This window comes from Microbacterium sp. Be9, assembly GCF_011754135.1.
Taxonomy (GTDB): Bacteria; Actinomycetota; Actinomycetes; order Actinomycetales; family Microbacteriaceae; genus Microbacterium; species Microbacterium maritypicum_A.
In genome coordinates, this window is record NZ_WNWT01000006.1 from 203,789 (window position 1) to 230,717 (window position 26,929).

Genomic DNA, 26,929 nt, shown 5'->3' on the forward strand with positions numbered 1-26,929 from the left:
TCCCCGGGCGCCAATCCGAGAAACCCACGCCTAGGCGTGGGTTTCTGCGTTGGGCTGGGATACTGGCCATGTGCTCCTGGCCTACATTGATGAGATCGGCGACACCGGTGCGTTCGTCGGGCGGGACCACCCTCGGTTCAACACCAACCCAGCCTTCGGGTACGCCGGCATGGTCATCCCCGCCGAGAAGGCTCGGATTTTCGGCCAACGCTTCAACGAAGTCAAGCGGAGCCTCTTCAAGGCTGAAATCTCGCAAGCAGAGCACCCGGGGCGTTGGGAGCGCAAGGGCGCGGACATCTTTCGCCCGGACTCCTCGGTGGCATACACCTACCAAATTCGTGCATTCAACGGTCTCGTGAACCAGCTCCGCAACCTGGGCGGCAGGCTGTTCTACTACGCGGATGAGAAGCCTCTGGGCACGCCCGGGCAAACGCGCCTCGACCCGCAAGAGCGTGAGACTGCGGCGATGCGAGAGTCCCTGAATCGAATCGCCCGATACGCGCATGGGAACGACACGCACGTGATGGTCGTCATCGATCAGATCAACGAGAAGACTCGTGCCGAACGTCTGCCCAATATGTACGGGCACATCCTTGGTCGTGCAGCAGAGTTCGAAGAGATGCGACGCATCATCGAACCTCCCATGCATGTCGACAGTGTTCTCAGTTCGAACATCCAGTTTGCCGACTGGGTCGCAGCATGCGTCTCCCGCGCCATCAACTACCACCTGATTGAGGACTCCCCATACGGATGGGTGACATCTAAAGGACAGCTGCTGCCGGCAGTCCACGGGGCATTTACCACCGAGTCGAAGCTGCATCTGTGGCACCGAGGTGTCAGCGACTTCAACCACAGCGACATCGTTCGAGCGAACCGTCCGCTGTACCCGGTAACCGACGGCCACAGAATCGGTGCGACGCTCGATCCTGCGATCGCGCCTCGCCTTAAAGCTGCTGCAGAACGCGCACGCGGAACCAAGAAGGACTCGTGACGCTGGCGTGGGTCGGCATGACCGCCTGAGTTCAGCGGTCACGCAAGGTGTCCTCCTGCCTGGAAAAACGACCGGGGTCCGTGATCAGCTGGAACTTCAGCGTCGGGCCGTGACCTCTGCGGACGAGCTCGCTCGCTTCTTGATGCGGCTACACGTTGAGTCAATGCTGGCAGGAACTGACTCATCCATCTCTTGACTTTTGGATCCAGTATCCATTCAATAGGAACAGCAGGAGAAGAAAGGGTGAGGAGGCCGCATGCACATCGGGTACGCCGCGATGCTCGAGCAGATCGAGCCGACCGCCGTGATCGAGAACTGCGTCCTCGCCGAGGCGCACGGGTTCCGCGGGATCATGGCCACCGATCACTTCCAGCCCTGGCTTCCCCGCCACCGCAACGCCGCCCATGTGTGGACCATGCTCGGCGCGATCGGCGCGCACACCACCGGCGACCTCGGCCCCGGCGTCACGACCCCCGGCTTCCGCACGCATCCCGCCGTGGTCGCGCAGGCCGCAGCGACGCTGGCGACCCTCTACCCCGACCGGGCCTGGCTCGGCGTCGGATCGGGGGAGGCGCTGAACGAGCACATCGTCGGCGAATACTGGCCCGAACCCGCCGAGCGCATCGACCGCATGTTCGAGGCCGTCGACCTGATCCGCAAGCTCTTCACCGCCTCGATCGCCGGTCGCGACACCCGCCACCGTGGCGAGCACTTCCGCATGGAATCGACCCGGCTCTGGACGATGCCGCCCACTGCGCCACCGGTCTACGTGGCCACGGCGGGCCCGGCCACCGCTCGCCGCGCCGGCCGGAACGCCGACGGCCTGATCACGACCTCGGCCGAAGTCGAGCGCCTCGCCCCGCTGCTCGCCCGATTCGCCGACGGGGCACGGGAGGCGGGGCACGACCCCGAGGCCCTCCCGAAGGTGCTCCAGCTGCGGCTCTCGTGGGCGCCGACCGACGAGCAGGCCCTCGCGAACGCACTGACCGAGTGGCCGATCGGCGGACTCCGGATGCGCCGGGGCGACGTGCGCTCGCCGTACGACTTCGAGCAACTCGTGCGCGGGGTGACGGCCGACGACATGCGGGCGTCGATGCTCATCTCCGCTGACCCCGAGGTGCACCGCGCGCAGATCCAGCGCTACGTCGACCTCGGCTTCACGCGCATCTACCTGCACAACGTCGGGCCCGACCAGCGGGAGTTCGTCGAGGTCTTCGGCCGCGACGTGCTGCCGAAGGTGCACGCATGAGCGCCCCCGCGATCACCGTCTTCGCCCTCGCCGGCATCGGCGAGGTGCACCCCGGTGATGACCTCGTGGCCCTGATCCTCGCGACCGGCGTCGAACTCGCCCACGGCGACATCCTCGTCGTCACCTCGAAGATCGTCTCCAAGGCCGAAGGCCGCTACGTACAGGCCGCCGACCGCGAAGAGGCCATCACCGCCGAGACCGTGCGGCTCGTCGCCTCTCGCACCTTCGACGGGCACACCATGCGCATCGTCGAGAACCGGCTCGGCATGGTGGCCGCGGCCGCCGGCGTCGATGCCAGCAACACCCCGGACGGCTGGGTGCTGCTGCTCCCCGAAGACCCCGACCGTTCGGCGCGTGCGCTCGCCGCGGGACTGCGGGCGGCCACGGGCGCGGAGGTGGGCGTGATCCTCAGTGACACCCTCGGCCGTCCCTGGCGCGAAGGGCAGACCGACGTCGCGATCGGCGGCGGGGGCGTGCACATGATCGCCGACCTCCGTGGCACGACCGACCAGGCGGGAAAGGTCCTGAGCGTCACGACCCCGTGTGTCGCGGACGAGCTCGCCGCGGCCGCAGATCTGGTCAAGGGCAAGGCGAGCGGCAACCCGGTCGCCGTGGTGCGAGGGCGGGGCGACCTTGTCGGACCCCTCACCCTGCCCGGGGCCGCCAGCATCGTGCGCGGCGCGGAGCGCGACCTCTTCTGGTTGGGCACCGCCGAAGCACTCGACCAGGGATACCGCGACGGTTACGCCGCTGCGCTCGCAGACCTCGGCACCCAGGAACAGCACCTACACGCACAGCAGGAACCCGACACGAAGGATGCGACATGACACTGACTCTCGGATACAAGGCCAGCGCGGAGCAGTTCGACCCCCGGGAGCTGGTCGAGATCTCGGTCGCGGCCGAGGCGCACGGCATGCAGTCCGTGTTCGCGAGCGACCACTTCCAGCCCTGGCGCCACACCGGCGGCCATGCTCCGTTCTCGCTCACCTGGATGGCGGCGGTGGGCGAGCGCACGTCGAGCATCCGCATCGGCACCTCGGTGCTGACCCCGACCTTCCGTTACAACCCTGCCGTGCTCGCGCAGGCGTTCGCGAGCCTGGGCTGCCTGTACCAGGACCGCATCATCCTCGGCGTCGGCTCTGGCGAGGCGCTGAACGAGATCGCGACCGGATTCCGCGGCGCCGGGGAGCAGGAGTGGCCCGAGTTCAAGGAGCGCTATGCGCGGCTGCGCGAATCCGTGCGTCTGATGCGGGCGTTGTGGTCGGGCGACCGGGTGAACTTCGACGGCGAGTACTACTCCACGCACGACGCCTCGATCTACGACCGTCCCGAGGGCGGCATCCCGATCTACATCGCCGCGGGCGGACCGATGGTCGCGCGCTACGCCGGGCGCGCGGGCGACGGCTTCATCTGCACCTCGGGCAAGGGCCAGGAGCTCTACGTCGACCAGCTGCTCCCGGCCGTGAGAGAGGGGCTCGAGCAGTCCGAGCGCTCGTTCGACGACTACGACCGGATGATCGAGATCAAGCTGTCGTACGAGGAGACCCGGGAGGCGGCGTTGGAGAACACCCGCTTCTGGTCGCCGCTGTCGCTCTCGAAGGAGCAGAAGCACGACATCACCGACCCCGTCGAGATGGAGAAGGCCGCCGATGCGCTGCCGCTCGAGACCATCGCCAAGCGCTGGATCGTCGGGAACGACCCGGATGCCGTGGCCGCCGAGATCCAGCAGTACATCGACTGGGGCTTCAACCACCTCGTCTTCCACGCGCCGGGTCACGACCAGCGCCGGTTCCTGCAACTGTTCGAGCGCGACATCGCGCCCCGGCTGCGCGACACCGCCGTACTGCGCGACACCGCCGTACTGCGCGAGACCGCTGCCGAACTGCGCGGGTGAGGCGACGGAGATGATCCGCGGTTCGGGAGTCGGGGTGCCGCTGCCGGGAGTGCCCGCTCGTGAGTGGATCGTGGTGATCCCGGTGAAGCGCGCCGAGATCGGCAAGTCGCGGTTGCGCATCCCCGGCGTCGATCGCGAGCCCCTCGCCCGCGCGATCGCCCTCGACACGGTCGAGGCGGCCACCGCATGCGAGCGCGTCGCCGAAGTCATCGTCGTCACGAGCGACGAGGTCACGGCGACCGCTCTGCGTGTGCTGCCGCGGGTGCGACTGGTGCGCGACCGCAGCGAAGGGCTGACCGCGGCGATCGGGCTCGGCGTGAGCGCGGCCCCCGACCTGCGCCCTCGTGCCGTGATGCTCGGCGACCTGCCGGCGCTGCGCCCCGACGAGCTGGCCAGGGCGCTCGCGTTCGCCTCTTCGCACTCCCGGGCGTTCGTGCCGGACGCCGAGGGCACCGGCACCGTGCTCGCCACGGCGCGGGCGGGTTTCGACCTCACTCCGTGTTTCGGGGTGGACTCGGCCTCCGCACATCGCGCGGCCGGCTTCGTCGAGGTCGGGTTTCCCGTCTTGAGCGGTCTGCGACGTGACCTCGATCATGCCGAGCACCTGCGGGCCGCCCGCCGTGCCGGACTGGGCCCGCGCACCGCGGCGCTGGTCGACCGACCGCTGGTGCTCGCCTCATGACCGGCGGCGTCGCCGACACCTCCGATGGCCCGCGCATCGTCGTCCTCGCCGGTGGCGTCGGCGGATCGAAGTTCGTGGTCGGTGTGCGGGAGGCCGCACGGCGACGGTGGCCGGATGCCGCGGGAGGAACCCGAGCCGAGATCACGGTGATCGTCAACACCGGCGACGACCTGTGGCTCAGCGGCCTGCGGCTGCAGCCCGATGTCGACTCGATGATCTACGCGCTCGCCGGTGTCAACGACACCGCACGCGGATGGGGGAGGGCGGGAGAGAGCGAGCGCGTCGCCACCGAGTTGCAGGCATGGGGAGCCGGCTGGCCGTGGTTCACGTTGGGTGACCTCGACCTCGGTGCGCACATCGCCCGCACGGGCTGGCTCCGCGACGGCGCCTCCGTGACCGAGGTCGTCGATCGCCTCGCCTCCCGATGGCCGCTCGGCATCCGACTGCTGCCCATGACCGATACCGAAGTCGACACCCACGTGTTCACCGCCCGGGGTCGGATGCACTTCCAGGAGTGGTGGACCCGGCATCGTGCGACCCTCCCGGCGCAGCGGTTCGATGCGCCGGGGATCGCGCAGTCCGCGCCCGCACCCGGAGTGGTCGACGCGCTGGCTGCGGCGGACGTCATCCTGTTCGCCCCGTCGAATCCCGTGGTCTCGCTCGGGCCGATCCTCTCGGTCCCCGGCATCTCCGACGCCGTACGTGCCGCCCCCGGAGCCGTGGTCGGGGTGTCGCCGATCATCGCCGGTGAGCCCGTGCGCGGTATGGCCGACGCCTGTCTCGCCGCCATCGGTCTCGCCGCCACCGCCGACGCGGTCGGACACCACTACGGGGCACGCGCAGCCGGCGGACTGTTGGATGCGTGGCTCATCGCCGAGGAGGATGCTTCTCTCGCAGGCGGGCTCGAGGCGGCCGGACTGCGCGCGCCGGTGCATCCGCTGTGGATGCGCGATCTCGACACTGCGACGGCTCTCGCCGCCGAGGCTCTCCACTCAGCTGAGCTCGACGCGCACCAAACGTCATAGTCACAGGTCTCGAAAGACTGGCCGAAAGTTCCCAGTCTTTCGGCGTAATGACCGGGCCCCCACCGCCGTCTCTCCACTGTGAGGGTTGTCCGGCCGAAAGGGGGTCGGGCTGTGCGAGGGGTGAGGGAATCGTGAGTGGTCGAAGTCGAGTGGACCGGCTCTTCGAAGAGTTGGAGGTCGAGTGCGGCGCGAGCATGCAGTGCATCACGGAACGGGCGTCCGCCCTGCTGGGGCTGGACATCGAGGTCGACGTGTTGAACGAGGAGGAGTGGCGGGCCGTTCCGCGGTTCCTGCTCGTCGACGGTGACCGTGCGAGGATTCCGGTCCGCCGCTCCGATCCGCAGTGGTACCGACTGCACGTGGTGATCCACGAGCTCTCGCACCTGCTGTGCGGGCACACGCGATGCGAGAGTCTGCCCATGACCTTCGACCAGCTGCGGAAGCCCGCGCAGGTATGCGCGCTCGTCGGGGTGGGAGGGGGTGCCGGCTCCGTGGCGCTCGACGACTGCCAGGAGCAGGTGGCGCTGGAGGCCGAGGCGGAAGCGCTCGCGCACCGCTTGGGCTCGTTCGTCCTCGCTCCGCAGTTCGCATCCGCCGAGCTCGTCTGAATCCCGATCGTCCGAACCGGTCAGCGCGTGAGGGCGGGAGCCGCATCGAACACGATCAGCGGACGATCGCTGCCCGGCCGGAGGAGCACCTCGGCGTCGACCTGCCAGACGCGCGCGATGAGCTCCCGCGTCAGCACCTCCTGTGGGGAACCCGCCGCCTGCACGTGACCGTCGGCGATCACGACGACGCGATCGGCGAATGCCGCCGCGTGATTGAGATCGTGCAGAGCAGCCAGCACGGTCATGCCGTCGCGCGCGAGGGACGCGAGGAGGGCGAGTGCGTCCAGCTGCGCGCGGATGTCGAGGTGGTTCGTCGGCTCGTCGCACAACAGCAGCGCCGGTCGCTGAGCGAGGGCCCTCGCGAGGTTCACCCGTTGGCGTTCGCCGCCGGACAGGGTCGCGGCATCGCGCTCCGCGAACTCGAGCGCCCCCGCGCGGACGAGAGCCGCATCGGTGGCGACGGCATCCGTCTGCGCCCCCTCGAACGACAGCCACCCGCGGTGGGGAAGCAGTCCGAGCCCGACGATGTCGCGCCCGGTCATCCCCTCGGCGGTCGACCACTCCTGCTCGACCAGGGCGACGCGCTGTGCGCGCTCCCGCCGCCGCATCGACGGCAGCGATGCGCCGTCGAGCGCGAGGGTCTCGACCTCGCCCCGCAGGGTTCCGGCGATCAGCCGCAGCAGCGTGCTCTTGCCCGAGCCGTTGGGTCCGAGGAGAGCGGTCACCGAACCTCCGGGGGCGGTGATGTGCATGTCGTCGCAGAGGATCCGACCCCCGTGCGCGAATCGGATGCGTCGGGCATCGAGGCCGTCCTCACGCACTCCGGTCATGCGCGGCTCTTCCGCATACGCAGCATCAGCAGCGCGAACACGGGGCCGCCGATCAAAGCGGTGACGATCCCGACCGGGAGCTCGCGTGGCTCGAACACGGTGCGGGCGATGGTGTCGGCCCAGATGAGGAACACGGCGCCCGCGAGGAACGAGACCGGCAGCAGCGCGCGATGCCGGGCGCCGACGACCGCCCGAACCGCGTGCGGCAGGATCAGTCCGACGAAGCCGATCGACCCGCTCACCGCCACGAGCGCTCCGGTCAGCAGCGCCGTGCACACGAAGAGCAGCACGCGCAGCCGCGTCACCGGGATGCCGAGTGCCTCGGCCGCGGTGTCTCCCAGTACGAGGGTGTCCAGTGGCCGGGCTGCAGCCAGCAGGGGGACGGCGCAGACCGCCACGGCGACCCCGGCGAGGGTGGCATCCGCCCAGTCGGCGCCTCCGAGCGAGCCGAGCAGCCAGCTGAGGATCTCACGGTAGCTGTCGTTCGTCGCGCTCCAGAAGATCACGAGGCTGGTCAGTGCCGCGAGCACGGCCGACACGGCGAGACCGGCGAGGACCACGGCGGTGGCTCCTGCGGAACCGGCCGCGCGCGCGAGGCCCAACGTGAGTGTCAGGGCGAGCAGCGCACCCGCGAACGCGGCGAACGGCAGTACCACCGCCGCACCGAGCACGATGACGATCACCGCGCCGGTCGAGGCGCCGGAGGACAGACCGAGCAGGTAGGGATCGGCGAGCGGGTTGCGGGTGAGGGCCTGCATCACGGCACCGCACAGGGCCAGGCCGCCTCCGACCGCCGCGGCCGTGAGAACGCGGGGTACTCGCCCCTCCCAGATGATCGCGTCGCGGAGCGGGGTGAGGCCTGTGGCCGCGCCGGTCAGGTGCGACCACACGCTCGCCGCGAGCTCGGCCGGGGCGACGTCGGCCGGCCCGATCGCGACCGCGGCGACCACCGATCCCGCCAGGGCGAGCAGCAGCACCGTGATCGCCGAGACGGTACGTCCCCGGGGGTGGGGGGCGGATGCCGCCGTGACAGGGAGCGCCGTGCGCAGCGGAACCGTGACGCTCACTGCTCTCCGAGCTGCGTCACGATCGATTCCACGGCCTTCACGTTGCGGATGCCCGCCTCGGTCGCCGGGAAGTCGACCAGCACGTACCGCTCGTTCCGCACCGCGTCGAGCTGTGCGGTGACCGGGTTCGAGGTGAGCAGCGCGATCTTCGACGCGGCGGTGTTCCAGGCGGCGTCCACCAGCACGATCACGTCGGGGTCGGCCTCGGCGATCAGCTCCCACGAGCTCGACGTCCAGGTGTCGTGCACGTCGGCGAAGACGTTCTCGAGCCCGGCGGCCGACATGATCATCTCCGGCGCGCCGATGCCGGCGCCCACGAAGGGCTGGTCGGTGCCGGACGAGTACCAGAGCGCCGTGAGGCCACGGTCGTCGGGGGTGATCGCGTCGAGCTCTGCGCGCTGCTCGGCGATCAGCGCGCTCGCCGCCTCCGTCTCGCCGAGCAGTTGGCCGGCCTCCGCGAAGCCATCGAAGACCGTGTCGAACGTGAGCGGGTCGGGCATGTAGGCCGGAGCCTTACAGGCCGCTGGGGCGACGTAGGTGGTGATGCCGAGATTCTGCAGGTCGGCTCGCTCACCGGCGCCGTCGACCGAGAAGTTCGACTCCCATCCGGCGAACACCAGGTCGGGCTCGAGGTCGAGCACGGCCTCCTTCGACGGCACCTTGTCGGAGACGACGGGGATGTCCTCGGCATCCGCCGCGAGATCGTCAGGCAGCGGGCCGTCGGAGAAGGCGGAGCCGATGATCCGATCCCCGGCGCCGAGGGCCAGCGCGAGTTCGAGAGTCGACGACTTCACGGTGAGGATGCGCTGCGGCGTGGCGCCGAGCGAGACCTCGGTGCCGCAGTTGTCGAGCACGATCGGCTCGGTGCTGGGGGTTTCGGCGTCGGGCGCTTCGGCCGATGACGCCGGCGCGCCGGCGCAGCCGCTGAGTCCGGCGGCGACGAGCAGGGCGAGGGCGGGGAGGGCGCCGAGGGCGCGGGCGGTGGCAGGCATGGTTCTCCGGAAGACGAGGACGGGAAGGGCGCAAGACAGAGCACGTTCGCAGTCCAGGTCGGGACCACCGGCATCGGCCAATCGGGTCGACGCGATGCGGTCATGGTAGCGCGGATACTGGATCCAAATCAATACTGGATTCTGGATCCAAAAGGGATAAGGATGGGAAACGCCCCACCGCAGCGGCGCACATCGCCGATCGCGACGCCGCGTTCAGCCGAGAGGAACCCATGCAGACCACACCCGTCTCGTACTTCAGCGAGGGTCAGCGCATCTCCGCCGTGTGGCGCACCCCCGATCATCAGGGACCGTACCGCGCGATCGTGCAGGGGCCCGGTTGGCTCGGACTGAAGGACGCCAAGCTCTACGTGCGCTACCACGAGGCGCTGGTCGATGCCGGCTTCGCCGTGCTCGTGATCGACTACCGCGGCTTCGGCGACTCCGAAGGCGACCGCGGATACCTCTCGCCGGCCTGGCAGCTGCAGGACCTGGTGAACGCCGTGACCTACCTCACCACCCGCGACGACGTGATCGCCGACGCGATCGGGGTCTTCGGCACCGGCGGCACCGGGGGCGGCAACGCCGTGCTCCTCGCCGACGCCGACCCGCGCATCAAGGCCGCGGTCAGCCAGGTGCCGGTCGCCGACGGCGAGGACTGGCTGCACCGCATGCGCAGCGAGTACGAGTGGCTCGACTTCCAGAAGTCCCTCGAAGAGGACCGCCGCCAGCGCGTCGCCACGGGGGAGGGGCGGATCGTGCACCCCCGTGAGGAGATCATGATCCCCACGGCCGAGCGTCGGGCGACGAAGATCAAGGCCGACGTCGACGACCGCATCCCGACAGCCGTGCCGCTCGCGTGCGCCGAGGGCATCATCGCGTACCGGCCGATCGACGCGGCCGGCCGCCTGACCACACCGCTGCTCGTGATCGGCGTCGAAGGCGACGCCACCACCCCGACCGACCACGCCGAGGCGCTTTACGAGGCGGCACGCGGACCGAAGCAGCTCATCATGCAGCGGCACACCACCCACTACGCCGCCTACGACGCGTACTGGGAGCAGACCACCCCGGTGATCGTGGGCTGGTTCGACCGGTACGTGCGCCCGGCGCACCTCATCCACCGGTCTTCGCCGTCGCCCGCGATCGGCGAATCCATCACCACCGAAACCGTGCAGACACAGTCCGACAGCAAAGAGGAGGTCGCGCGATGAGCGTGGATCTGAAGATCACCGGCGGCACCGTCGTCACCCCCGCAGGGCCGGTCCTGGCCGACCTGCTCGTCGCCGACGGCAAGGTCGCCGGCATGGTCGCGGCCGGTACCGACGTCGCGGCCGCGCGCACGATCGACGCCGCGGGCAAGCTCGTGCTTCCCGGCATGGTCGACGTGCACGTGCACACCCGCGAGCCTGGCTACGAGCACAAGGACGACATCTACACGACGAGCCTGCAGGCCGCGGCCGGTGGCGTCACCACGATGTTCGGGATGCCCAACCTCAAGCCGCCGACCACCGACGTCGCCACGTTGACCGACGTGTTCCACCGGTACGAGGAGTCGTCGATCGTCGACTGGAACCACAACCCCGCGCCGACGAAGTTCGATGAGATCGCCGGCATGAGCGAGATGGGCATCCGGGCGTACAAGATCTACATGGTCGTCGACACGGGCCGCGACTACCCGCACCCCTCCGGCACCGGCATCCACAACCACGGCCACCTGCTCGAGATCATGGATCACATCGCCCAGACCGGCAAGCGCTTCATCGTGCACCCGCACGACCAGGCGCTCATGGATTACATCGAGGGCGCCTACCTCGCCCGCGGCGAGAACACCCCCGAGGGCTACGCCTCCGCCTACGCCGCGCGCGAGGGTGTGATCTGGGACACGGCCATCGACGTCGTGCTGCGTCTCGCCGAGGCCTCCGGCTGTCCCGTGCACATCGCGCACATCCAGACCCGACGCTCGATCGAGGCCGTTCGGCGCGCCAAGCAGAACGGCATCGACGTGACCTGCGAGGTCAACCACTGGGCGCCGTTCCTGTCGACCTGGAACGACGTCGAGACCCTCGGCCCGTACGCGCTCAGCTACTGGGTGCCCGACGACAACCGCGCGGCCGTCTGGGAGGGCATGCGCGACGGCACGATCGACATCGCCGCCAGCGACCACGCCCCGCACACGCGCGAGGAGAAGGAGGTCGGGTGGACGCAGATGTGGAGTTCGCACACCGGCACCCCCGGCATCCAGTACTACTACGAGCTCATGCTCGACGCGGTCAACAAGGGCGAGCTCGACCTGCAGCGCGCGATCGACATGGTCGCCCACATCCCCGCCGCCAAGTTCGGCCTGGAGGGTGTGAAGGGATCGCTCACGATCGGGGCGGATGCCGACATCGTCATCGCCGACCTCGCCGACGAGTGGACGATCACGAATGACGGCGTGCTCTCGAAGATCGGCTGGACCCCCTACGACGGGCGCACCATCAGCGCGCGCATCCAGCGCACGCTCGTGCGCGGTGTCGACGTCTATGTCGGCGACGAGGTCGTCGGCGACCGCACTTTCGGAAAGCTCGCCGCATCGGCGGAAGACAGGGCGGCATTCGCCGCTGGAGAGGAACTGACATGAAATTCGGACTGCTGCTGCCGCACTTCGGCGAGGAGGCGAGCAAGGAGAAGCTCCTGGAGGGATCGAAGCTCGCGGAGAGCTTCGGATTCGACTCCGTCTGGGTGCGCGATCACCTGGTCTTCGAGCCGCACGGCGAGATGGAGAAGCCGAACCGCACGTTCTACGACGCGCTGACGACTCTCACTGCCATCGGTGCCGTCACCGACAAGATCGAGCTCGGCACCGGATCGCTCATCCCGTTCCGGCACCCGCTCGTCACCGCTCTCATGGCAGGCACGATGACCCAGCTGCTCGGCCCGCGCCTGATCCTCGGCTTCGGCGCCGGAACGTTCGATCACGAGTTCGACGCGATCGGCTGGGGCGACCTCGACCGCGTCGAGATGGTGCGCTCGAACGCCGAGATCCTGCGCCGCGTCTTCACCGAGAACGATGTCACCTACGACGACGGCATCTTCACATTCGAGAACGTCACGATCGAGCCCAAGCCCGTGGGAGGACGCATCCCGTTCTGGTACTGCGGCGCGACCCCGCGTTCGGCCCGTCTCGCGGCGGAGTTCGCCGACGGGTGGATGCCGGGACGCACGGGCCTGCTCACCATGGAGAAGCGCATCAAGACCATGCGTGAGATGACGGACGAGAACGGCCGCCCGATGCCGACCATCGCCGTCATCCCGCCCACGTCGATCGAGGACACCCGCGAAGAGGCGCTCAAGCACGTGAACATCCCGGGCCTTCTCGCCTGGGCGAACAAGGCCAAGTTCGCGGTGAAGCCGCCGTCCGGCAGCTTCGAGACCGTCGAAGACCTCGAAGGACAGCTCATCGTCGGCAGCCCCGACGAGGCGGTCGAGCAGATCAAGCGGTTCGAGGAGGTCGGCACCGAGCACCTGGTGTTCGACTTCCGCTTCAAGTTCGATCGGTTCTTCGAGCAGATCGAACTCCTCGGCACCGAGGTGCTTCCGAAGCTGCGATAAGTCGCGCACCGACGCGCGGCGATGAGACGAGAGGTCGACGATGACTGACGTGAATGACACCGCACGGGACTCGGCGGATCCGCTGATCTCGGTCACCGGGCTCTCGGTGAGCTATGACGTCGCGCGGACGGGAAAGAAGCTGATAGCCATCGAAGACGTCGACCTCGACGTGTTCGAAGGTGAGTTCATCACGGTGCTCGGCCCGTCGGGGTGCGGAAAGACGACGTTCATGAACGTCATCGCCGGCCTCGTCGCGCCGAGCACCGGGGCCGTCCTCGTCGATGGGAAGCAGGTCGACGGCCCTGGTCCCGACCGGGCCGTTGTCTTCCAGGACTACGCCCTGCTGCCCTGGCGCACCGTGTTCGACAACGTGAAGTTCGGACTCGAGATGCAGAAGGGCCTGCGCACCGCCGACTGGCGGGCGAAGGTGCAGGAGGCCATCGAGATGGTGGGGCTCGCGGGATTCGAGTCGTCGTACCCCCGTGAGCTCTCCGGCGGCATGCAGCAGCGCGTCGGGCTCGCCCGCGCGTTCGTCGCGGAACCGCGCATCCTGTTGATGGACGAGCCGCTCGGTGCCGTCGACGCCCTCACCCGCGAGGTGATGCGCGACGAGATCGAGAAGCTCATCGAGGCGACGGGCAAGACCGTCCTCTTCATCACGCACTCGATCGAGGAGGCCATCCTCCTCGGTGACCGCATCGTCGTCTTCAAGAGCCACCCCGGTGCGATCAAGGAGATCATCACGACCGGCATCCCGCGCCCGCGCTCGGAACGGTCGGTGCAGCACGATCCGCGCTTCCTCGAACTCCGCGACCACCTCTGGGAGGCGCTGGAGGGTGAGGCCACGGCAGCGGCGGTGTCGAAATGACCGCGCTGCTCGCCACCGGGCCGAACCTCGGCAGGGGTGGCCTCGCCGCCTGGCTCGCGGGGCTGAGCGCCCGGGGCAAGGCGGCGGTCATCGCGGTCGAGGTCGTCATGCTCCTCGTGCTCTGGCAGCTGGTCGTCGGGGTGTTCGGCTGGATCAGTCCGGTCTTCCTGCCGCCGCCTCTGGCCATCGCGCAGGGGTTCGGCGAGATCGTGGCGAACGGATCGCTCGCCGCCAACGCCGGCATCTCGGTGCAGGCGTGGCTGACCGGTTTCGCGCTCGCGGTGGTCGTCGGCATCCCGGTCGGGCTCCTGATGGGAACATCGCTTCCCGTCGACCGCGTGATCGGTCCGATCGCGTGGACGATCTACGCCACGCCGTCGATCGCCTATCAGCCGCTCGCGAAGGCGTGGTTCGGATTCGGCATCGGTCCGGTGATCTTCCTCGTGACGATCAGCGCGATCTTCCCGATCCTGCTCAACGTCGCCGCGGGCATGCGCACCACGAACCCGTCGATCATCCGCGCCGCCCGCGTGTACGGGGCGGGGCGGATGCGGCTGTATCGCTCGGTGTACCTGCCGTCGACGATCCCGTTCCTGTTCGCGGGGCTGCGGCAAGCGGTCGTCCTCGCCACGATCGGCATGGTCGTGGCCGAGCTCGCGGGCTCGTCGAGCGGCATGGGCGCGCTCATCATCCGCGCCTCGAACACGTATCAGACCGACCAGGCGTTCGCCGCGATCGCCGTCGTCGTGCTGTGGAGCGTGGGCATGACCCAGGTGGTCACGGCCATCGAACGCGGGGTCGCGCCGTGGACGAGGAAGGGCACGCGATGAGCGTCGTCTCGGCAACCGGAACCGTCCGCATCGTGCGGCCGCGGCGTGTGGTGCGCTCCGGCGAGGGAAAGTGGACCCTGCTCCTGATCGGGGTGATCGCCGCAGTGCTGCTCCTGTGGGAGGCGGCGGTCAGCTGGTTTCACTGGATACCGGCGGCCTTCCTGCCCGCACCGACCGCGGTGGCCGCGGCGTTCGGCCAGCTCATGGTCGACCCCGAGTTCTGGAGCGCTTTCGCGTTCAGTGTCACCAACCTGCTGATCGGCCTCGCGATCGCGATCGTCGTCGGGGTCGTCGTGGGGCTTGCGGTCGGCTGGTCGCCGGTGCTGCGCTTCATGGTCGCGCCGTTCCTGTGGGTGCTGTACTCCACGCCCAAGGTCGCGCTCGCCCCGCTGTTCATCCTCGGCCTGGGCCTCGGCAGCGAGTCGAAGATCGCCCTCGTGATCCTGCTGGCGGTGTTCCCGATTCTGCTGAACACGATGGAGGGCGCGGTCACCGTGAACCCTTCGCTCGTCAACGCGGCCAGGGTGTACGGCGCGAAGGGGATCGGCCTCGGCTGGAAGGTGATCTTCCCTGCCACGCTGCCCTACAGCCTCTCCGGCATCCAGCGCGGTGCGGCCCTCGGCTTCACGGGCGAGGTGCTCGGCGAGTTCCTCGGCGGCACCGGCGGCCTCGGTCACCTGCTCGAGTTCGCGGCGTACCAGTTCCGGATGGACGAGGCCATCGCGATGGTCGTGGTGATGGTCATCATCGCCAACCTCACGCTGCTGCTCATCTCGATCCTCCGGCGCCGGCTGGCGCCCTGGTACGACGAGCGCAAGATCGTCGGCTGACCGGCACCGACGCAGACTCCCGACGCCCCTCGACTCCCGACCCCCGTCTCATGCGCGACGGGGGTCGGGTCCGTTCGGCGGGCATTCACTCGCGATCGAGTGGTACGCTTTGTTGTACCACTAGGGAGGTGGAGGATGTCCGCGATCTCGGCTACCGAGGCCCGCAAGAGCCTGTTCGGCCTTATCCAGCAGGTGAACGATGACCATGCGCCCGTCGAGGTCGTCTCCCGACGTGGGAACGCCGTCATCATGTCGAAGGACGACTACGACGCCCTCACGGAGACGGCGTACCTGCTGCGAAACCCTGTGGGTGCAGAGCGACTTCTCTCGGCGATCGAGCGTGCGCGCCGCGGTGAGGCCGAGCAGCACGACCTGATCGACGAGTGACTCGGAGATTGGCCTTCGACCCCCATGGGTGGGAGGACTACACGTACTGGCAGGGCCAGGATCGCAAGACGCTGAGGCGGATCAACCAGCTCATCGCCGACGTTCTCCGTGATCCCTTCGAGGGCATCGGGAAACCGGAGCCGCTGAAGCACGTGCTCTCCGGGGCGTGGTCCCGCCGCATCGACCAGGCCAATCGCCTCGTCTACTACGTGAGCGACGAGCAGATCGTCATTCTCCAGGCTCGCGACCACTACTAGGACGCGGGCCGAAGGGCCGTCTAGTCGACTGCCGGCTGGGTGTGAAGTCGCATCGCTCTGTATCCCGCGGGAGTTGCGGGGCCTAAGCGAACACGCCAGCCGCCATACAAAGAGGCCCCACCGCCATGCGCAACGGTGGGGCCTTTCGTGCGGGTCAGCGACTCACGGGTAGGTCAGCGTGGCCGGTCCCTCGTTGTCGAGGCCCAGCAGCTCCTGCGCCTTGCGGAGGTAGACGAGCTGCTCGTCGTCGAACTCCAGCGGCTCGAGCTTCTGCGTCTCGATGGTGGTGTCCCACGCCTCGCCGTCGAAGTACAGGTTCGGGCAGGCGAGGTGTCCGTCGAGGATCCAGACGCTGTCCGAATCACGCAGTTCCGCGACGTCGAAGTCGTTGGCCTCGTAGATGTCCAGCGCCTCCTCCGCGTTCTCGGGGAACTCGCCGGGCGCGGGCGCCGTCATGAAGTCGGTGCCCTTGAGCGTGGCCCGCAGGAACCGGACGAGGGTATTCGGATTCTCCTGCGCCCACTTCGTGCCGGCGATCTGCACGTCGTTCGCCCAGTTGCGCAGCGACTCGACCACGATGTTCGCGCCGTGAGCTTCGAGTGCTGCCCTGTCGTCGGCGTAGAACGGCTGCAGGCTGATCTTGTCGTTGACGAAGAACTCCGTCCACGACTCCGATCCGGGGCCCGGGTAGACGACCTCAGTGTCGACGGATGCGACGTCCCAGCCCTCCTCCTTCAACACCTGGGCGCGCTGGAACTCGGCCGGGTCGCCGGGAGTGCCGGCCAGCACGATCGACGTGCCGTCGAGGTCGTCGACGCTCTTCACGTCGGACTGCACCGCGAAGTCGAAGTTCTGCCGGCAGTAGTGGCCGGAGACCAGATCGATCTCGACACCGCCGCGGATGGCGTCGATCACGGTGCCGGTCGACTCGACGCCGATGTCGGCACTGCCGCTGGCGACGGCGGCCGTGACGTTGTCGGCGGTGATGACCTCGACGGTGAGGCCCTCGTCTTCGTAGTAGCCGAGGTCGGACGCCAGGACGAACATCGAGTACATCGTGATGTCGGGGAAGGGGATGGCCACCGTGATGCTGGTGTCCTCCGCCGCTCCGGGTTCGCCGTCGCCGAGGTCGACGGGTCCTTCCGGTGTCGGCGTCGGCGAGGCGCAGGCGGCGAGCAGCGTCAGTGCTGCTGCGCCCCCGACCGCGGCGATGCCGAGTCTGTTTCGTGTCGTGCGCATGACTCTCCATTCGGGCAAGTGCGTGCGACTCCTCCGTGGAGTGGGGCGCCTCACGCGGATTTTGGGATACGGTATCCAATTTGGAATCGGGTGTCCATGGTTTGCGGGATATCGTGCTCGAACAGGGTCTAGACGACCGTGATGAAAATTGGATACAGTATCCCAAACAGATTCCCGCGATGAAGAGGTGAAGATGCGTGCCGCCGTGCTGAGCCGTCATGACCTGGACGGGCTGACCGTCGCGGTCGCGGATGTCCCGGCACCCGGCGACGGCGAAGTGCTCGTGCGCGTCGAGACGGTCGGGGTGAATCAGCTCGACCTCAACGTCATCGCCGGTGTCGGCCCAGGAGCACGGGCGCAGCTGCCTCGCATCCTCGGGATCGACCCGGCCGGCGAGATCATCGCCGTCGGAGCGGGTGTCGACCAGAAGCGGATCGGCCAGACCGTGGTGGTCAAACCCAACATCGCCTGCGGGCAGTGCGCCCATTGCCAGGCCGGAGACGAAGCCGATTGCCCGAACCAGACCGTCGTCGGCGTGCACCGCGACGGGGGAGCGGCCGAGTACGTCGTCGTCCCCTCCCGCAACGCGATCGACCGCCACGGCCTCGACGCGGCACAGGCGACCGCCGTCGTGCACAGCGCCTCCATCGTGATCAACGCCGTGCGCACGGTCGCGCTCGCCGCGGGCGACAGGGTGCTCGTCACCGGCGCGGGCGGCACCCTCGGCCGTGCGGCGGTGGCCATCGCACTCGCTCGCGGGGCCCAGGTCGTCGCCGCGTCGCGCCGTACTCTCGCACCGCTCGGAGACGAGCAGCTCATCCAGGCTTCGGGAGCTCCCGCGCTGGCGGCGGCCCTCGACGGGGGAGAGGGGTTCGACGTCGTGCTCGATGTCTCCGGCCACGCTCCGACCCTGAGCGTCGGGATCTCGGCGTTGCGGTGGGGAGGTCGGGCCGTGTTCTGCGCGGCATCCGTCGACAGCGACCTGCGCATCGACGCCCGCGACTTCTACCTGTGTCGCAAGCGGCTGTCGGGTGTGGCCAGCGCACGCTACGACGATGTGGCCGAGGCTCTCGCGCTCGCCGCCGCCGGGGCCCTGCCCTCGCTCGTCGGCCGCCGCTACGCGCTGGACGACATCGCCACGGCGTATCGCGATTTCCCCCGCAAGGGCGACGGGAAGGTCGTCGTCGATGTGCGCTGACCGCCCTCGGTATCGAAGAGGAGACCAGAAGTGACGAATTCCGCATCACCCGGCGCGGGTGCGCTGGCCGGGATCCGCGTGGTCGAGCTGGGCCAGTACATCTCGGGTCCGTTCGCGGCCAAGCTGCTCGCCGACCTCGGCGCCGACGTCGTCAAGGTCGAGTCGCCCGAGGGGGACCCGATGCGCCGATGGGAGGGGCGGGCGACCATGAGTCCCCAGTTCGCCGCCTACAACCGGGGCAAGCGCGGGGTCGTGCTCGACCTCAAGAGCGCCGAGGGGCTCGCTGCGCTGTTCGGCCTCGTCGACGATGCCGACATCGTGCTGGACAACTTCCGCCCCGGTGTCGCCGAGCGGCTCGGGTTCGGCCCCGATGCGCTGCACGAACGCAACCCGCGGGTGATCACGTGCTCGATCACCGGTTTCGGCCCCACCGGGCCGGCCGCGAAGCGCCCTGCCTACGACACCGTGATCTCGGCGACCGGGGGAATGTACAGCCAGGTGGTCCCGGCCTCCACGATCCGTCCGCTGGGGCCTGCGTTCTCCGATCTGCTGTCGGGGATGTCGGCCGTACAGGCCGTGCTCGCGGCCCTGCATGCCCGTGACGTCAGCGGGGTGGGCGAGCATGTCGAGGTCACGATGGTGGGTGCCCTGCTCGACTTCCTCACCGAGTCCGCTTCGGCGTTCCTCGAGACCGGACAGGTCTCATCGCCCGACTCGCGTCCGCGCCGCGCGCAGGCCTACGCCTGCCGGGGGTCGGACGACAAGGCCTTCGTGATCCATATGTCGGTGCCGGAGAAGTTCTGGACCGGACTGCTCGACGTGCTCGAGCGGCCCGATCTCGCCGACGACCCGCGCTTCTCGACCCGGGAAGCGCGCGTGCGCAACTATGACGAGCTCGACGTGGTGGTCAAGGAGATCGCCGCCACCCGACCCCGGCAGTACTGGCTCGACCGGCTCGCCGCGCACGACATCCCGCACGGTCCGCTGAACACGATGGGCGACCTGTTCGACGATCCGCAGATCGCGAGCATGGGTCTGGTCGAGGAGATCGAGGGGCCTGATGGCGCGCTGCGCGTCCCGGTGCCCAGCATCCGGTTCCAGCGGTCCGGTCGACCCGAGCTGCGATACGCGCCGGCGCTCGGCGCCGACACCGAGGAGATCACGGGACTGCGGACCGAATCTGAATCCGAACCCGCACGAGCGAAGGAAGGGGCAGCCTGATGTCCGGTATCGACGACCTCGTCGCGATCGACGTCCACACCCACCCGCAGACCGAGGAGTTCATCGCGGCGATGGGCCAGCGGCACTCCCAGATGTCGGCGCACTTCGGGCGCGAGCGGCCGGTGGTGTCGTTCGCCGAGCAGGCCGATCAGTACCGCGACCGCAAGATGATGGCCGTGATCGTGAACTCCGACTCGGAGACCACGAGCGGAATCAAGGGTGCACCGAACGACCTCCTCGGCAAGGCGCAGCAGGATCACCCCGATGTGTTCCTCGCCTTCGCCGGCATCGACCCGTGGAAGGGCGAGGCCGCGGTCGCCGAGATCCGTCGGATGCACGCCGAGTACGGCATCAAGGGCGTCGGCGAACTCAACCCGTCGCGGCAGAAGTTCCTCGCCAACGACCGTCGCTTCTTCCCGATCTGGGAGACCTGCGCTGAACTCGGGCTCGTGGTGATGTTCCACTCCGGGTTCCCCGGCGCCGGTGCGGGTACTCCCGGTGGCGGCGGATATCGGCTCGAGAACGCCCGCCCTGTGCCGTACATCGACGACGTGGCCGCAGAGTTCCCCGAGCTGAACATCATCAGCGCGCACCCGGCATGGCCGTGGCACCTCGAGAACCTGGCGATGGTGTGGCACAAGTCGAACGTGTACCTCGACCTGTCGGGGTGGGCGCCGAAGTACCTGCCGCCCGAGGTGGTCCGCTACGCCGACTCGCTGATCTCCGACCGGGTGCTCTTCGGGTCGGACTGGCCCGTGATGACCGCCGACCGCTGGATGGCCGAGTTCGATGAGCTCGGGCTCAAGGAGGAGTCGCGCCGGAAGATCCTGCTCGACAACGCACGCACGCTGTTCCGACTGTGAGCGCGAAGGAAGGAGCCGAACGTGGCTGAACTGGTGATGGCCGCAGCGACCCCGCACAACCCGCTGCTGTGGCGGGCGATGCGCGAGCCGATGCCCGACGATCTCGTGACGGTCGAGGCGAACTTCCGTCGCATCCGTGAGGCGATCTCGGATGCCGGGGTCGACACTCTCATCGTGCTCGGCACCGACCACGTGCGGCAGTTCTTCTCCGATAACTCACCTGCCTTCATCGTCGGCAAAGCCGCCTCGTACCACGGCACCTACGAGAACGAGGTGCGCACCTTCGGGATGGAGTACGCCGAACTGACCGGCAACCCGGAGCTGGCGACCCAGATCACCGGCCGCGAGGTGCTGCCCGAGACCATCGACTTCTCGGTCTCGCACGAGTGGCGGCTCGACCACAGCTTCGTGCTGCCGCTGCAGTACGTGCGTCCGGAGCTCGACCTGCCGATCGTGCCGATCCACGCGAACTCGATCCTGCCTCCGCTGCCGACCGCCGCCCGCTTCGCCGCTCTCGGACACCACCTGCGCACCGCGGTCGAGTCCTGGGACAGCGACGCCAGAGTGGGCCTGCTCACCTCGGGGCACATGGCAACCGACGTGGGTGGCCCGCGCACCTTCAACGGCTCGCCAGATCCGGAGTTCGACGCCGAGGCGGTCGGGTGGATGCGTGACGGCGACCTCGACGGGGCGATCGCCGGATGCCGGTTCGACCGCATCATGGCCGCCGGCAACGTCACGTACCAGTACGTGAACATCGTCGCCGCGCTCGCCGCCATGCAGGGGCGCCCGGCCGAACTCGCGGAGGCCACGACCTCGCGCTTCGCCTCCAGTCCGTTCTTCCTCTGGAGGGCCGCATCGTGAGCCGGTACATGATGAACAAGTTCATCCGCGCCGTCGAGATGAGCACCGCGAACGTGAACGCCTACGTCGCCGACACCGAGGGGTTCGTCGACGGGTGGCTCGCCGGGGGAGCGGGGCCCGACGCGGTCGCCGACGACCGGGTGCTGACGCCCGAGGAGCGCACCGCCTTCGTCAACCGCGACTACGGCGCGCTCTACGGTCTCGGCGCGCATCCGTATCTGCTGTGGCACTTCACCGAAGCCGTCTACGAGCACGAGTACACCGAGGGCTTCGGATGGCGCGAACTCGTCGAGCGATACCGGGCCGCGATCATCCCGTACGGCGAGGTCGACGACATCCCCTGACCTCCTGGAACGCCTGTGCGCAGGCGCGACGGATGCCCCGTGGGTGGGGTTTCCACGGGGCATCCGCCCATTCTGCGCCGGCGTCGAACGACGGTGTGAGCTGGGGGCTACGAATCCGTCGACGTGTGGGGTGGACGCAGCGGCGCACCGGCGGTGCGGGTCTCCTCCCCCGAGGACGGCCGCACCACCGGCGTCCTCACTACGCCGTCACGAGACGACGTCGCAGGAGTCCGGCGCTTCCGAGGAGGAGCAGGACGGCGGCGAGTGCGAGCAGTCCGACCGGCGACGGAGCGCCGGTCATCGCGAGCCCTGACGCCTGACCGGTCGTCGCCGCGCCCGAGGCGAAGGCGGCTCCGGCCGTCGAGACCGGAGTCGTTCCGGGCGTCGTTCCCGGGTTGGTTCCGGGGTCGGTACCGGGATCCGTTCCGGGGTCGGTACCGGGATCGGTGCCGGGGTCGGTTCCCGTGCCGGGGTCGGTCACCGTCGCCTCGCCGATCACGGAGATGGCGTTTCCGCCCAGCGTGATCGGAAGGCTGATCGGCAGCGCCAGTTGGGTGCCGCCGAGGATGCCGTCGGTTCCGGTGGTGGTGTTGCCTCCGGTGGTGGGGGCGGTTCCTCCGGTGCTGCTGCCGGTGCCGGTGCGGGTGACGGTGGCGTCGTCGAGGACGGAGATCGCGTTGCCGGTCACGCCGATGGGGGCGGTGACGGGTGCCGTGATCTGGGTGCCGCCGAGGACGCTGTCGGTTCCGGTGGTGGTGTTGCCTCCGGTGGCGGGGGCTGCCGGTGCGGTGGTGTTTCCACCGGTGCCGGTGCCGGTGCGGGTGACGGTGGCGTCGTCGAGGACGGAGATCGCGTTCCCCGACACCGTGACCGGTGCCGTGACGGGCGCCGTCGCCTGCGTGCCGCCGAGGATCGCGTCTTCGCCCGACGTTCCCGCCGACGTGGCGGGAGCGGGGGGAGCGGTCGAGCCGGCGGTGCCGGTTCCCGTGGAGCTCGTGTCACCGAGCAACGAGATCGCGTTCCCCGACACCGTCACCGGTGCCGTGATGGGCGCGATGACCTGTGTGCCGCTGCCGATGCCGTCGTCACCGGATGTGGTCGCACCCACGGGAGCGGAGGAGGCCGGTGCTGCGGCCCCCTGCCCGTTCGGAGTGGTGCTCTCGGTGTCGCCGACCAGCGACACGGCGTTGCCCGTGACGGTGACCGGTGCGTTGACGGCGAGCAGCGCCTGCGTGCCCGAGAGCACACCGTCCAGACCGTTCGTGGTCACGAGAGGCGCTTCGGCCTGGGGAGCCGGGCTCTGGGGAGCCGGGCTCGGGGAAGTGGCAGCCGGGGCGCTGGTCGTCGACGTGTCCAGCACGCTCACCGCGTTGTTCGACACGGTGACGGGAAGGTTCACGGTCACCGCGGCCTGAGTGCCGGATGCCGTGCCCGAGTCACCGCTCGTCTGTGCGGGTGCGGGTGCGGGTGCGGGTGCGGGTGCCGGGGCAGGCGCGGGTGCGGGTGCGGGTGCCGGGACCGGCGCGGGCGCCGGAGCCGGGGCAGGCGCGGTGGACACGGCGTCGCTCAGCACCGAGATCGCGTTGTTCACGACCGAGATCGGTGCGGTGATCGCTGTCTCCACCTGTGTGCCGGAGAGCAGTCCGTCGTCTCCGGTCGTCTCAGCCGCGTTCGCGGCCGTCGCGCCGAGGAGCGTGATGCCCCCGGCGATGAGCGTGCCCCAGAGGGCCCGCTTGATGAAAGTACGCATGATCGTTCTCCTGACTGGATGGATCGTCTGATGGGTGCGCGCGATCACATGCGCGCGCAGCACGGCATCTGTCGTTCCCGGGGGAACGACGTGACGATCCGTCAGTCAGGAGAGACGTCGGTGTCGGCGACCGTCGACGAGGGAAGCTCGTCGTCGGAGGCGCCGGATGTCCGCTCGCCAGCACGGAGCGGAGAAGAGTTCGCGTCGCTGAGGCGCGCGGGGGATGCGCCGCTCCCGCCGCCGGAACCGGCGGAGGAGGACGCGGGGACTGTGGTGCCTGGCGGGCTCCCCGACGGGGGAGCAGTGGGCACAGAAGTGGCGTCGTCGGTGGTGGCGCCGATCGCGGTGGTGAGCGCGCCAGACGACGGGGACACGGTCGACGGCACAGCTGTCGGCGAGACCGCCGGGGTCGCTGCGGAGCTCTCCGTCGCGGGGGCGGCCGTCGGAGTGACCGGGGCTTCGGCGACGTCCGTGGGGCCTTCGCCGGGTTCGGGCGGCGTCGTCGGGTTGAGCGCTTCGAGCACAGGCGGAACCGTCTGGTCCGTGACGTTCCCGAGAAGAGCGGTGGTGTCGTCGACAATGCCGACCACATCTCCCACCGCGGAGATCAGACCGAGGTCGGAGACGAGTCCGCCGACCACGGGGACGCGGGAGACCGCGTCGAGAATCGGATCGGTGATCTGAGAGACCGGTGCGTCGGTCAGGGCATCGGTGACAGGGGTGACGACCGCGGTCGCGGTCTCGGTCACGGTGTTCACAACGGGTGCGACGGCCGGACCGACGACGGGTGCGTTCACGATCGGCTCGGTCACGGTGGCGACCACGGCGGGGACGGCCTGCTGCACGGGCGCGACCACCTGTGTCACCACGGGGGCGACCACCTGCGTGACGACCGGGGTCACGGGGGCCGTGACGGCCGACACCGTGTCGCTGACGAGCGAGGTGAGTCCGTCGAGCGGGCCGTCCTGTTCGTCCGCGTGCGCGGATCCGCCCGCGAGGAGAACCGTGAGCGTCGCCCAGGCGAGCACGCCGATGCCACCCCAGAAGACGGCGGCAGGTATGCCGCGTCGGGTGGCCCGAACGTCCACGTCGACCTCCCCCTCCGAAGGCAACGTACGTCGACGCCGTTGCGTCGATTGGGGCTGACGATACTCGCGCACGGACGTCGTGTCTAGAGGGTTCTCCGCGCGTTTCCGGGGATGTCCGGGTGTGACGCGCCCGGAGAAATCTCGGCTTGACTTTCCCCAAGTTCTACACATCCCATCCCCGCGGAGGGCAACCTTCAATGCCCGATTTAAACTGATTTCCATCCACAGGCTGGGGAAACGATAAAAGCCAGTTCAAGTGGAATTAAAAAGTTTCGTATCCCGGTCCTCCACGGGGTTATCCACACCCGTTGTGCACAGACACTCCGAGTTTGTTCGCACGCTCTCCACAGAGTTATCCACAGGCCGTCTTGCATGTGGAAACAGTCGCTCGTAGCGTGGGCGAGCGACCGAATGTCGGAGGCAGCTGTTTTGCTGTTCAGAGCGGTGTGAGGGCCGAAGGCCGCACGGGCCCCGCCGTCGAAGCGTCTCATCAGAACATCGCATCGGAAACGTCGCATCGAAGGGAAGACTGTGTCGATCGCTGACATCTCAGAGGAGCGCATGGGCGCGAAGCGCGCGCCGGAGCGCACGCCTCCCCACGACCTTCTCGCCGAGCAGAGTGCGCTGGGCGGAATGCTCCTGTCGAAGGATGCGGTCGCCGATGTGATCGAGACGCTCAAGGGTGCCGACTTCTACATCCCGAAGCACGAGCTCATCTTCGAGGCCATCCTCTCGCTGTACTCGCACGGTGAGCCCACCGATGTCGTCGCCGTCACCGACGAGCTCATCAAGACAGGCGAGCTCGGCCGCGCCGGCGGTGCCGACTACCTGCACACGCTGACGTCGATCGTCCCCACGGCGGCCAACGCCGGCTACTACGCGGGCATCGTCTCCGAGCGCGCGATCCTGCGCCGGCTCGTCGATGCGGGCACGCGCATCGTGCAGCTCGGGTACGCCGGTGAGGGCGATGCGACCGACATCGTCAACAACGCGCAGGCCGAGATCTACTCGATCACCGGATCCGAGACCGCCGAAGACTACGTCCCGCTGCAGATCGCCGTCGACGCCGCGCTCGAGGAGATCGAGGCCGCCAGCGGCCGCGACGGATCGATGACCGGAGTGCCGACCGGCTTCAAAGAGCTCGACGAACTGACGAACGGCCTCCACGGCGGGCAGATGATCGTCGTCGCCGCTCGACCCGCCATGGGTAAGTCCACGCTCGCGCTCGACTTCGCGCGCGCCGCATCCATCGGCCACAACCTCCCCTCCGTCTTCTTCTCCCTCGAGATGGGCAAGAGCGAGATCGCCATGCGTCTGCTCAGCGCCGAGGGCGCGATCCCGCTGCAGAACATGCGAAAGGGAAACCTCGACCCGCGCGACTGGACCACCGTCGCCGCCACCCGAGGGCGCATCAACGACGCGCCGCTCTACATCGACGACAGCCCGAACATGACCCTCGTCGAGATCCGGGCGAAGTGTCGTCGACTGAAGCAGCGCGAAGGACTGCGCATGGTCATCATCGACTACCTGCAGCTGATGACCTCGGGCAAGCGCGTCGAGTCGCGTCAGCAGGAGGTCTCGGAGTTCTCCCGAAGCCTCAAGCTCATCGCCAAGGAGCTGCAGGTTCCGGTCATCGCCCTCTCGCAACTGAACCGTGGTCCCGAGCAGCGCACCGACAAGAAGCCCGCGATCAGCGACCTGCGAGAGTCGGGCTCGATCGAGCAGGACGCCGACATGGTCATCCTGCTGCACCGCGACTCGGTGTACGACAAAGACGTGCGTCCGGGCGAGGCCGACCTGATCGTGGCCAAGCACCGTAACGGTCCGACCGCCACGATCACCGTCGCGTTCCAGGGGCACTACTCGCGCTTCATGGACATGGCCCCCGGCGGCGACTTCAACTGAGCGTCGGCTCCGTCGCTCACAGCGGGTGGGAGCGAGGAGAGTGAAGTCGATGGGATCCGGTTCGCGGTCGCCTCGACGAAGCCATTCGATCGCTTCATAGAGGTCGTCACCGATGCGCGTCAGTGAGTTGAAGCGAGACGTGTGGAAGATCGGCAGTTCGCCGTCGTCGTCTCGGGCACCGGTGTCCCAGGCGAGGTAGTCGCCGTTCTCGCTCATCGCGAAGACGACGAGGCGCTCTGCGATGCTCCAGGAGCCGTCGGGTTCGATCTTCCAGTCGTACCCTTCGGCCCGCCCTTCCCGGAAGTCACGGTGCAGCGCCCCGGTCAGGTATCAGCCCCGACCCACCACGCCGTCGC

Annotated in this window: 27 protein-coding genes; 21 read left to right on the forward strand and 6 right to left on the reverse strand. The window is 68.7% G+C overall.

The features are described 5' to 3' along the window. Window positions 1–70 precede the first annotated feature (70 nt). From GLO27_RS11850 to GLO27_RS11880, 7 genes are all read left to right on the forward strand, one after another. The gene (locus tag GLO27_RS11850; protein WP_167255045.1) at window positions 71–991 is read left to right on the forward strand and encodes a DUF3800 domain-containing protein; all 921 of its coding nucleotides are present in this window, start codon (window positions 71–73) and stop codon (window positions 989–991) included. Between the two features lie 256 nt (window positions 992–1,247). Then, the gene (locus GLO27_RS11855) at window positions 1,248–2,240 is read left to right on the forward strand and encodes a TIGR03557 family F420-dependent LLM class oxidoreductase (RefSeq protein WP_021201473.1); all 993 of its coding nucleotides are present in this window, start codon (window positions 1,248–1,250) and stop codon (window positions 2,238–2,240) included. Further along, window positions 2,237–3,067: a coenzyme F420-0:L-glutamate ligase gene (gene cofE, locus GLO27_RS11860; RefSeq protein ID WP_021201474.1), complete on the forward strand. Its 831-nt coding sequence runs from the start codon at window positions 2,237–2,239 to the stop codon at window positions 3,065–3,067. Before GLO27_RS11855 ends, cofE begins: the two co-directional genes overlap by 4 nt. Then, window positions 3,064–4,134, forward strand: a complete 1,071-nt coding sequence (fgd, locus tag GLO27_RS11865) for a glucose-6-phosphate dehydrogenase (coenzyme-F420) (protein WP_167255047.1) — start codon at window positions 3,064–3,066, stop codon at window positions 4,132–4,134. Before cofE ends, fgd begins: the two co-directional genes overlap by 4 nt. Before the next feature lie 10 nt (window positions 4,135–4,144). Then, on the forward strand, window positions 4,145–4,816 hold the full coding sequence (cofC, locus tag GLO27_RS11870; protein WP_136024774.1) for a 2-phospho-L-lactate guanylyltransferase: 672 nt from the start codon (window positions 4,145–4,147) through the stop codon (window positions 4,814–4,816). Then, window positions 4,813–5,841 carry a 2-phospho-L-lactate transferase gene (cofD, locus tag GLO27_RS11875; RefSeq protein WP_167255049.1) on the forward strand — a complete coding sequence of 343 codons (1,029 nt, stop codon included), beginning with the start codon at window positions 4,813–4,815 and terminating at the stop codon, window positions 5,839–5,841. The genes cofC and cofD overlap by 4 nt, the downstream gene beginning before the upstream one ends. 194 nt (window positions 5,842–6,035) lie before the next feature. Next, the gene (locus GLO27_RS11880; protein WP_136025495.1) at window positions 6,036–6,449 is read left to right on the forward strand and encodes a hypothetical protein; all 414 of its coding nucleotides are present in this window, start codon (window positions 6,036–6,038) and stop codon (window positions 6,447–6,449) included. Between the two features lie 20 nt (window positions 6,450–6,469). Here the strand turns inward: GLO27_RS11880 and GLO27_RS11885 are convergent, their stop codons facing one another. The 3 genes from GLO27_RS11885 to GLO27_RS11895 form a co-directional block, all read right to left on the reverse strand. After that, window positions 6,470–7,279, reverse strand: a complete 810-nt coding sequence (locus GLO27_RS11885) for an ABC transporter ATP-binding protein (RefSeq protein WP_036271971.1) — start codon at window positions 7,277–7,279, stop codon at window positions 6,470–6,472. Further along, window positions 7,276–8,262 (reverse strand): putative F420-0 ABC transporter permease subunit, encoded by a 987-nt coding sequence (locus GLO27_RS11890; RefSeq protein WP_167256139.1) that lies wholly within the window; start codon window positions 8,260–8,262, stop codon window positions 7,276–7,278. The genes GLO27_RS11885 and GLO27_RS11890 overlap by 4 nt, the downstream gene beginning before the upstream one ends. An 80-nt stretch (window positions 8,263–8,342) precedes the next feature. Then, on the reverse strand, window positions 8,343–9,338 hold the full coding sequence (locus GLO27_RS11895; protein WP_167255051.1) for a putative F420-0 ABC transporter substrate-binding protein: 996 nt from the start codon (window positions 9,336–9,338) through the stop codon (window positions 8,343–8,345). Window positions 9,339–9,568: 230 nt separating this feature from the next. Between GLO27_RS11895 and GLO27_RS11900 the strand changes: the two genes are divergently transcribed. The 8 genes from GLO27_RS11900 to GLO27_RS11935 all read left to right on the forward strand — a co-directional run bounded on the left by GLO27_RS11900 (window position 9,569) and on the right by GLO27_RS11935 (window position 16,101). Beyond that, complete coding sequence (locus GLO27_RS11900) at window positions 9,569–10,549, forward strand: CocE/NonD family hydrolase (protein ID WP_167255053.1); 981 nt, start codon at window positions 9,569–9,571, stop codon at window positions 10,547–10,549. After that, the gene (locus tag GLO27_RS11905) at window positions 10,546–11,958 is read left to right on the forward strand and encodes a dihydroorotase family protein (protein WP_029268024.1); all 1,413 of its coding nucleotides are present in this window, start codon (window positions 10,546–10,548) and stop codon (window positions 11,956–11,958) included. Before GLO27_RS11900 ends, GLO27_RS11905 begins: the two co-directional genes overlap by 4 nt. After that, window positions 11,955–12,929 carry an LLM class flavin-dependent oxidoreductase gene (locus GLO27_RS11910; protein ID WP_021201484.1) on the forward strand — a complete coding sequence of 325 codons (975 nt, stop codon included), beginning with the start codon at window positions 11,955–11,957 and terminating at the stop codon, window positions 12,927–12,929. Before GLO27_RS11905 ends, GLO27_RS11910 begins: the two co-directional genes overlap by 4 nt. Window positions 12,930–12,969: 40 nt before the next feature. Continuing rightward, the gene (locus GLO27_RS11915; protein WP_021201485.1) at window positions 12,970–13,797 is read left to right on the forward strand and encodes an ABC transporter ATP-binding protein; all 828 of its coding nucleotides are present in this window, start codon (window positions 12,970–12,972) and stop codon (window positions 13,795–13,797) included. Beyond that, window positions 13,794–14,627, forward strand: a complete 834-nt coding sequence (locus tag GLO27_RS11920; RefSeq protein WP_021201486.1) for an ABC transporter permease — start codon at window positions 13,794–13,796, stop codon at window positions 14,625–14,627. Before GLO27_RS11915 ends, GLO27_RS11920 begins: the two co-directional genes overlap by 4 nt. Continuing rightward, window positions 14,624–15,457 carry an ABC transporter permease subunit gene (locus GLO27_RS11925; RefSeq protein ID WP_167255055.1) on the forward strand — a complete coding sequence of 278 codons (834 nt, stop codon included), beginning with the start codon at window positions 14,624–14,626 and terminating at the stop codon, window positions 15,455–15,457. The genes GLO27_RS11920 and GLO27_RS11925 overlap by 4 nt, the downstream gene beginning before the upstream one ends. 135 nt (window positions 15,458–15,592) lie before the next feature. After that, window positions 15,593–15,844, forward strand: a complete 252-nt coding sequence (locus tag GLO27_RS11930) for a type II toxin-antitoxin system prevent-host-death family antitoxin (protein WP_021201488.1) — start codon at window positions 15,593–15,595, stop codon at window positions 15,842–15,844. 8 nt (window positions 15,845–15,852) lie between these two features. After that, entirely contained in the window at window positions 15,853–16,101 is a 249-nt protein-coding gene (locus GLO27_RS11935) for a Txe/YoeB family addiction module toxin (RefSeq protein ID WP_021201489.1), read from the forward strand. A gap of 162 nt (window positions 16,102–16,263) precedes the next feature. Here GLO27_RS11935 and GLO27_RS11940 read toward each other — a convergent pair whose 3' ends face one another. Then, on the reverse strand, window positions 16,264–17,340 hold the full coding sequence (locus tag GLO27_RS11940; RefSeq protein WP_021201490.1) for an ABC transporter substrate-binding protein: 1,077 nt from the start codon (window positions 17,338–17,340) through the stop codon (window positions 16,264–16,266). 193 nt (window positions 17,341–17,533) lie between these two features. On the opposite strand from GLO27_RS11940, the gene GLO27_RS11945 reads away from it, so the two are divergent. Genes GLO27_RS11945 through GLO27_RS11965 form a run of 5 tightly spaced genes read left to right on the forward strand, consistent with a single transcriptional unit; the run spans window position 17,534 to window position 21,830 of the window. Next, a complete protein-coding gene (locus GLO27_RS11945; protein ID WP_208323779.1) occupies window positions 17,534–18,538 on the forward strand; it encodes an alcohol dehydrogenase catalytic domain-containing protein in 1,005 nt (334 codons plus the stop codon). 30 nt (window positions 18,539–18,568) lie between these two features. Further along, a complete protein-coding gene (locus GLO27_RS11950; RefSeq protein WP_167255059.1) occupies window positions 18,569–19,759 on the forward strand; it encodes a CaiB/BaiF CoA-transferase family protein in 1,191 nt (396 codons plus the stop codon). Further along, window positions 19,759–20,622, forward strand: a complete 864-nt coding sequence (locus tag GLO27_RS11955; RefSeq protein ID WP_021201493.1) for an amidohydrolase family protein — start codon at window positions 19,759–19,761, stop codon at window positions 20,620–20,622. Before GLO27_RS11950 ends, GLO27_RS11955 begins: the two co-directional genes overlap by 1 nt. 21 nt (window positions 20,623–20,643) lie before the next feature. Next, entirely contained in the window at window positions 20,644–21,486 is an 843-nt protein-coding gene (locus GLO27_RS11960; protein WP_051671241.1) for a hypothetical protein, read from the forward strand. Then, window positions 21,483–21,830 (forward strand): hypothetical protein, encoded by a 348-nt coding sequence (locus GLO27_RS11965; RefSeq protein WP_021199426.1) that lies wholly within the window; start codon window positions 21,483–21,485, stop codon window positions 21,828–21,830. Before GLO27_RS11960 ends, GLO27_RS11965 begins: the two co-directional genes overlap by 4 nt. Window positions 21,831–22,029: 199 nt before the next feature. On the opposite strand, the gene GLO27_RS11970 is transcribed toward GLO27_RS11965, so the two are convergent. Both GLO27_RS11970 and GLO27_RS11975 read right to left on the reverse strand, forming a co-directional pair. Next, window positions 22,030–23,580, reverse strand: a complete 1,551-nt coding sequence (locus tag GLO27_RS11970; protein ID WP_167255061.1) for a hypothetical protein — start codon at window positions 23,578–23,580, stop codon at window positions 22,030–22,032. 101 nt (window positions 23,581–23,681) lie between these two features. After that, a complete protein-coding gene (locus tag GLO27_RS11975) occupies window positions 23,682–24,668 on the reverse strand; it encodes a hypothetical protein (RefSeq protein ID WP_167255063.1) in 987 nt (328 codons plus the stop codon). A 561-nt stretch (window positions 24,669–25,229) separates the two neighbouring features. On the opposite strand from GLO27_RS11975, the gene dnaB reads away from it, so the two are divergent. Continuing rightward, complete coding sequence (gene dnaB / locus GLO27_RS11980; protein ID WP_046398921.1) at window positions 25,230–26,573, forward strand: replicative DNA helicase; 1,344 nt, start codon at window positions 25,230–25,232, stop codon at window positions 26,571–26,573. Window positions 26,574–26,929 lie beyond the last annotated feature (356 nt).

Bases quoted from the DNA above. Each gene is read 5' to 3' on its own strand.
- GLO27_RS11855 (WP_021201473.1), top strand. From the start codon at position 1,248: ATGCACATCGGGTACGCCGCGATGCTCGAGCAGATCGAGCCGACCGCC.
- cofE (WP_021201474.1), top strand. From the start codon at position 2,237: ATGAGCGCCCCCGCGATCACCGTCTTCGCCCTCGCCGGCATCGGCGAG.
- fgd (WP_167255047.1), top strand. From the start codon at position 3,064: ATGACACTGACTCTCGGATACAAGGCCAGCGCGGAGCAGTTCGACCCC.
- cofC (WP_136024774.1), top strand. From the start codon at position 4,145: ATGATCCGCGGTTCGGGAGTCGGGGTGCCGCTGCCGGGAGTGCCCGCT.
- cofD (WP_167255049.1), top strand. From the start codon at position 4,813: ATGACCGGCGGCGTCGCCGACACCTCCGATGGCCCGCGCATCGTCGTC.
- GLO27_RS11880 (WP_136025495.1), top strand. From the start codon at position 6,036: ATGCAGTGCATCACGGAACGGGCGTCCGCCCTGCTGGGGCTGGACATC.
- GLO27_RS11885 (WP_036271971.1), bottom strand. From the start codon at position 7,279: ATGACCGGAGTGCGTGAGGACGGCCTCGATGCCCGACGCATCCGATTC.
- GLO27_RS11895 (WP_167255051.1), bottom strand. From the start codon at position 9,338: ATGCCTGCCACCGCCCGCGCCCTCGGCGCCCTCCCCGCCCTCGCCCTG.
- GLO27_RS11900 (WP_167255053.1), top strand. From the start codon at position 9,569: ATGCAGACCACACCCGTCTCGTACTTCAGCGAGGGTCAGCGCATCTCC.
- GLO27_RS11905 (WP_029268024.1), top strand. From the start codon at position 10,546: ATGAGCGTGGATCTGAAGATCACCGGCGGCACCGTCGTCACCCCCGCA.
- GLO27_RS11910 (WP_021201484.1), top strand. From the start codon at position 11,955: ATGAAATTCGGACTGCTGCTGCCGCACTTCGGCGAGGAGGCGAGCAAG.
- GLO27_RS11915 (WP_021201485.1), top strand. From the start codon at position 12,970: ATGACTGACGTGAATGACACCGCACGGGACTCGGCGGATCCGCTGATC.
- GLO27_RS11920 (WP_021201486.1), top strand. From the start codon at position 13,794: ATGACCGCGCTGCTCGCCACCGGGCCGAACCTCGGCAGGGGTGGCCTC.
- GLO27_RS11925 (WP_167255055.1), top strand. From the start codon at position 14,624: ATGAGCGTCGTCTCGGCAACCGGAACCGTCCGCATCGTGCGGCCGCGG.
- GLO27_RS11930 (WP_021201488.1), top strand. From the start codon at position 15,593: ATGTCCGCGATCTCGGCTACCGAGGCCCGCAAGAGCCTGTTCGGCCTT.
- GLO27_RS11940 (WP_021201490.1), bottom strand. From the start codon at position 17,340: ATGCGCACGACACGAAACAGACTCGGCATCGCCGCGGTCGGGGGCGCA.
- GLO27_RS11945 (WP_208323779.1), top strand. From the start codon at position 17,534: ATGCGTGCCGCCGTGCTGAGCCGTCATGACCTGGACGGGCTGACCGTC.
- GLO27_RS11955 (WP_021201493.1), top strand. From the start codon at position 19,759: ATGTCCGGTATCGACGACCTCGTCGCGATCGACGTCCACACCCACCCG.
- GLO27_RS11970 (WP_167255061.1), bottom strand. From the start codon at position 23,580: ATGCGTACTTTCATCAAGCGGGCCCTCTGGGGCACGCTCATCGCCGGG.
- dnaB (WP_046398921.1), top strand. From the start codon at position 25,230: ATGGGCGCGAAGCGCGCGCCGGAGCGCACGCCTCCCCACGACCTTCTC.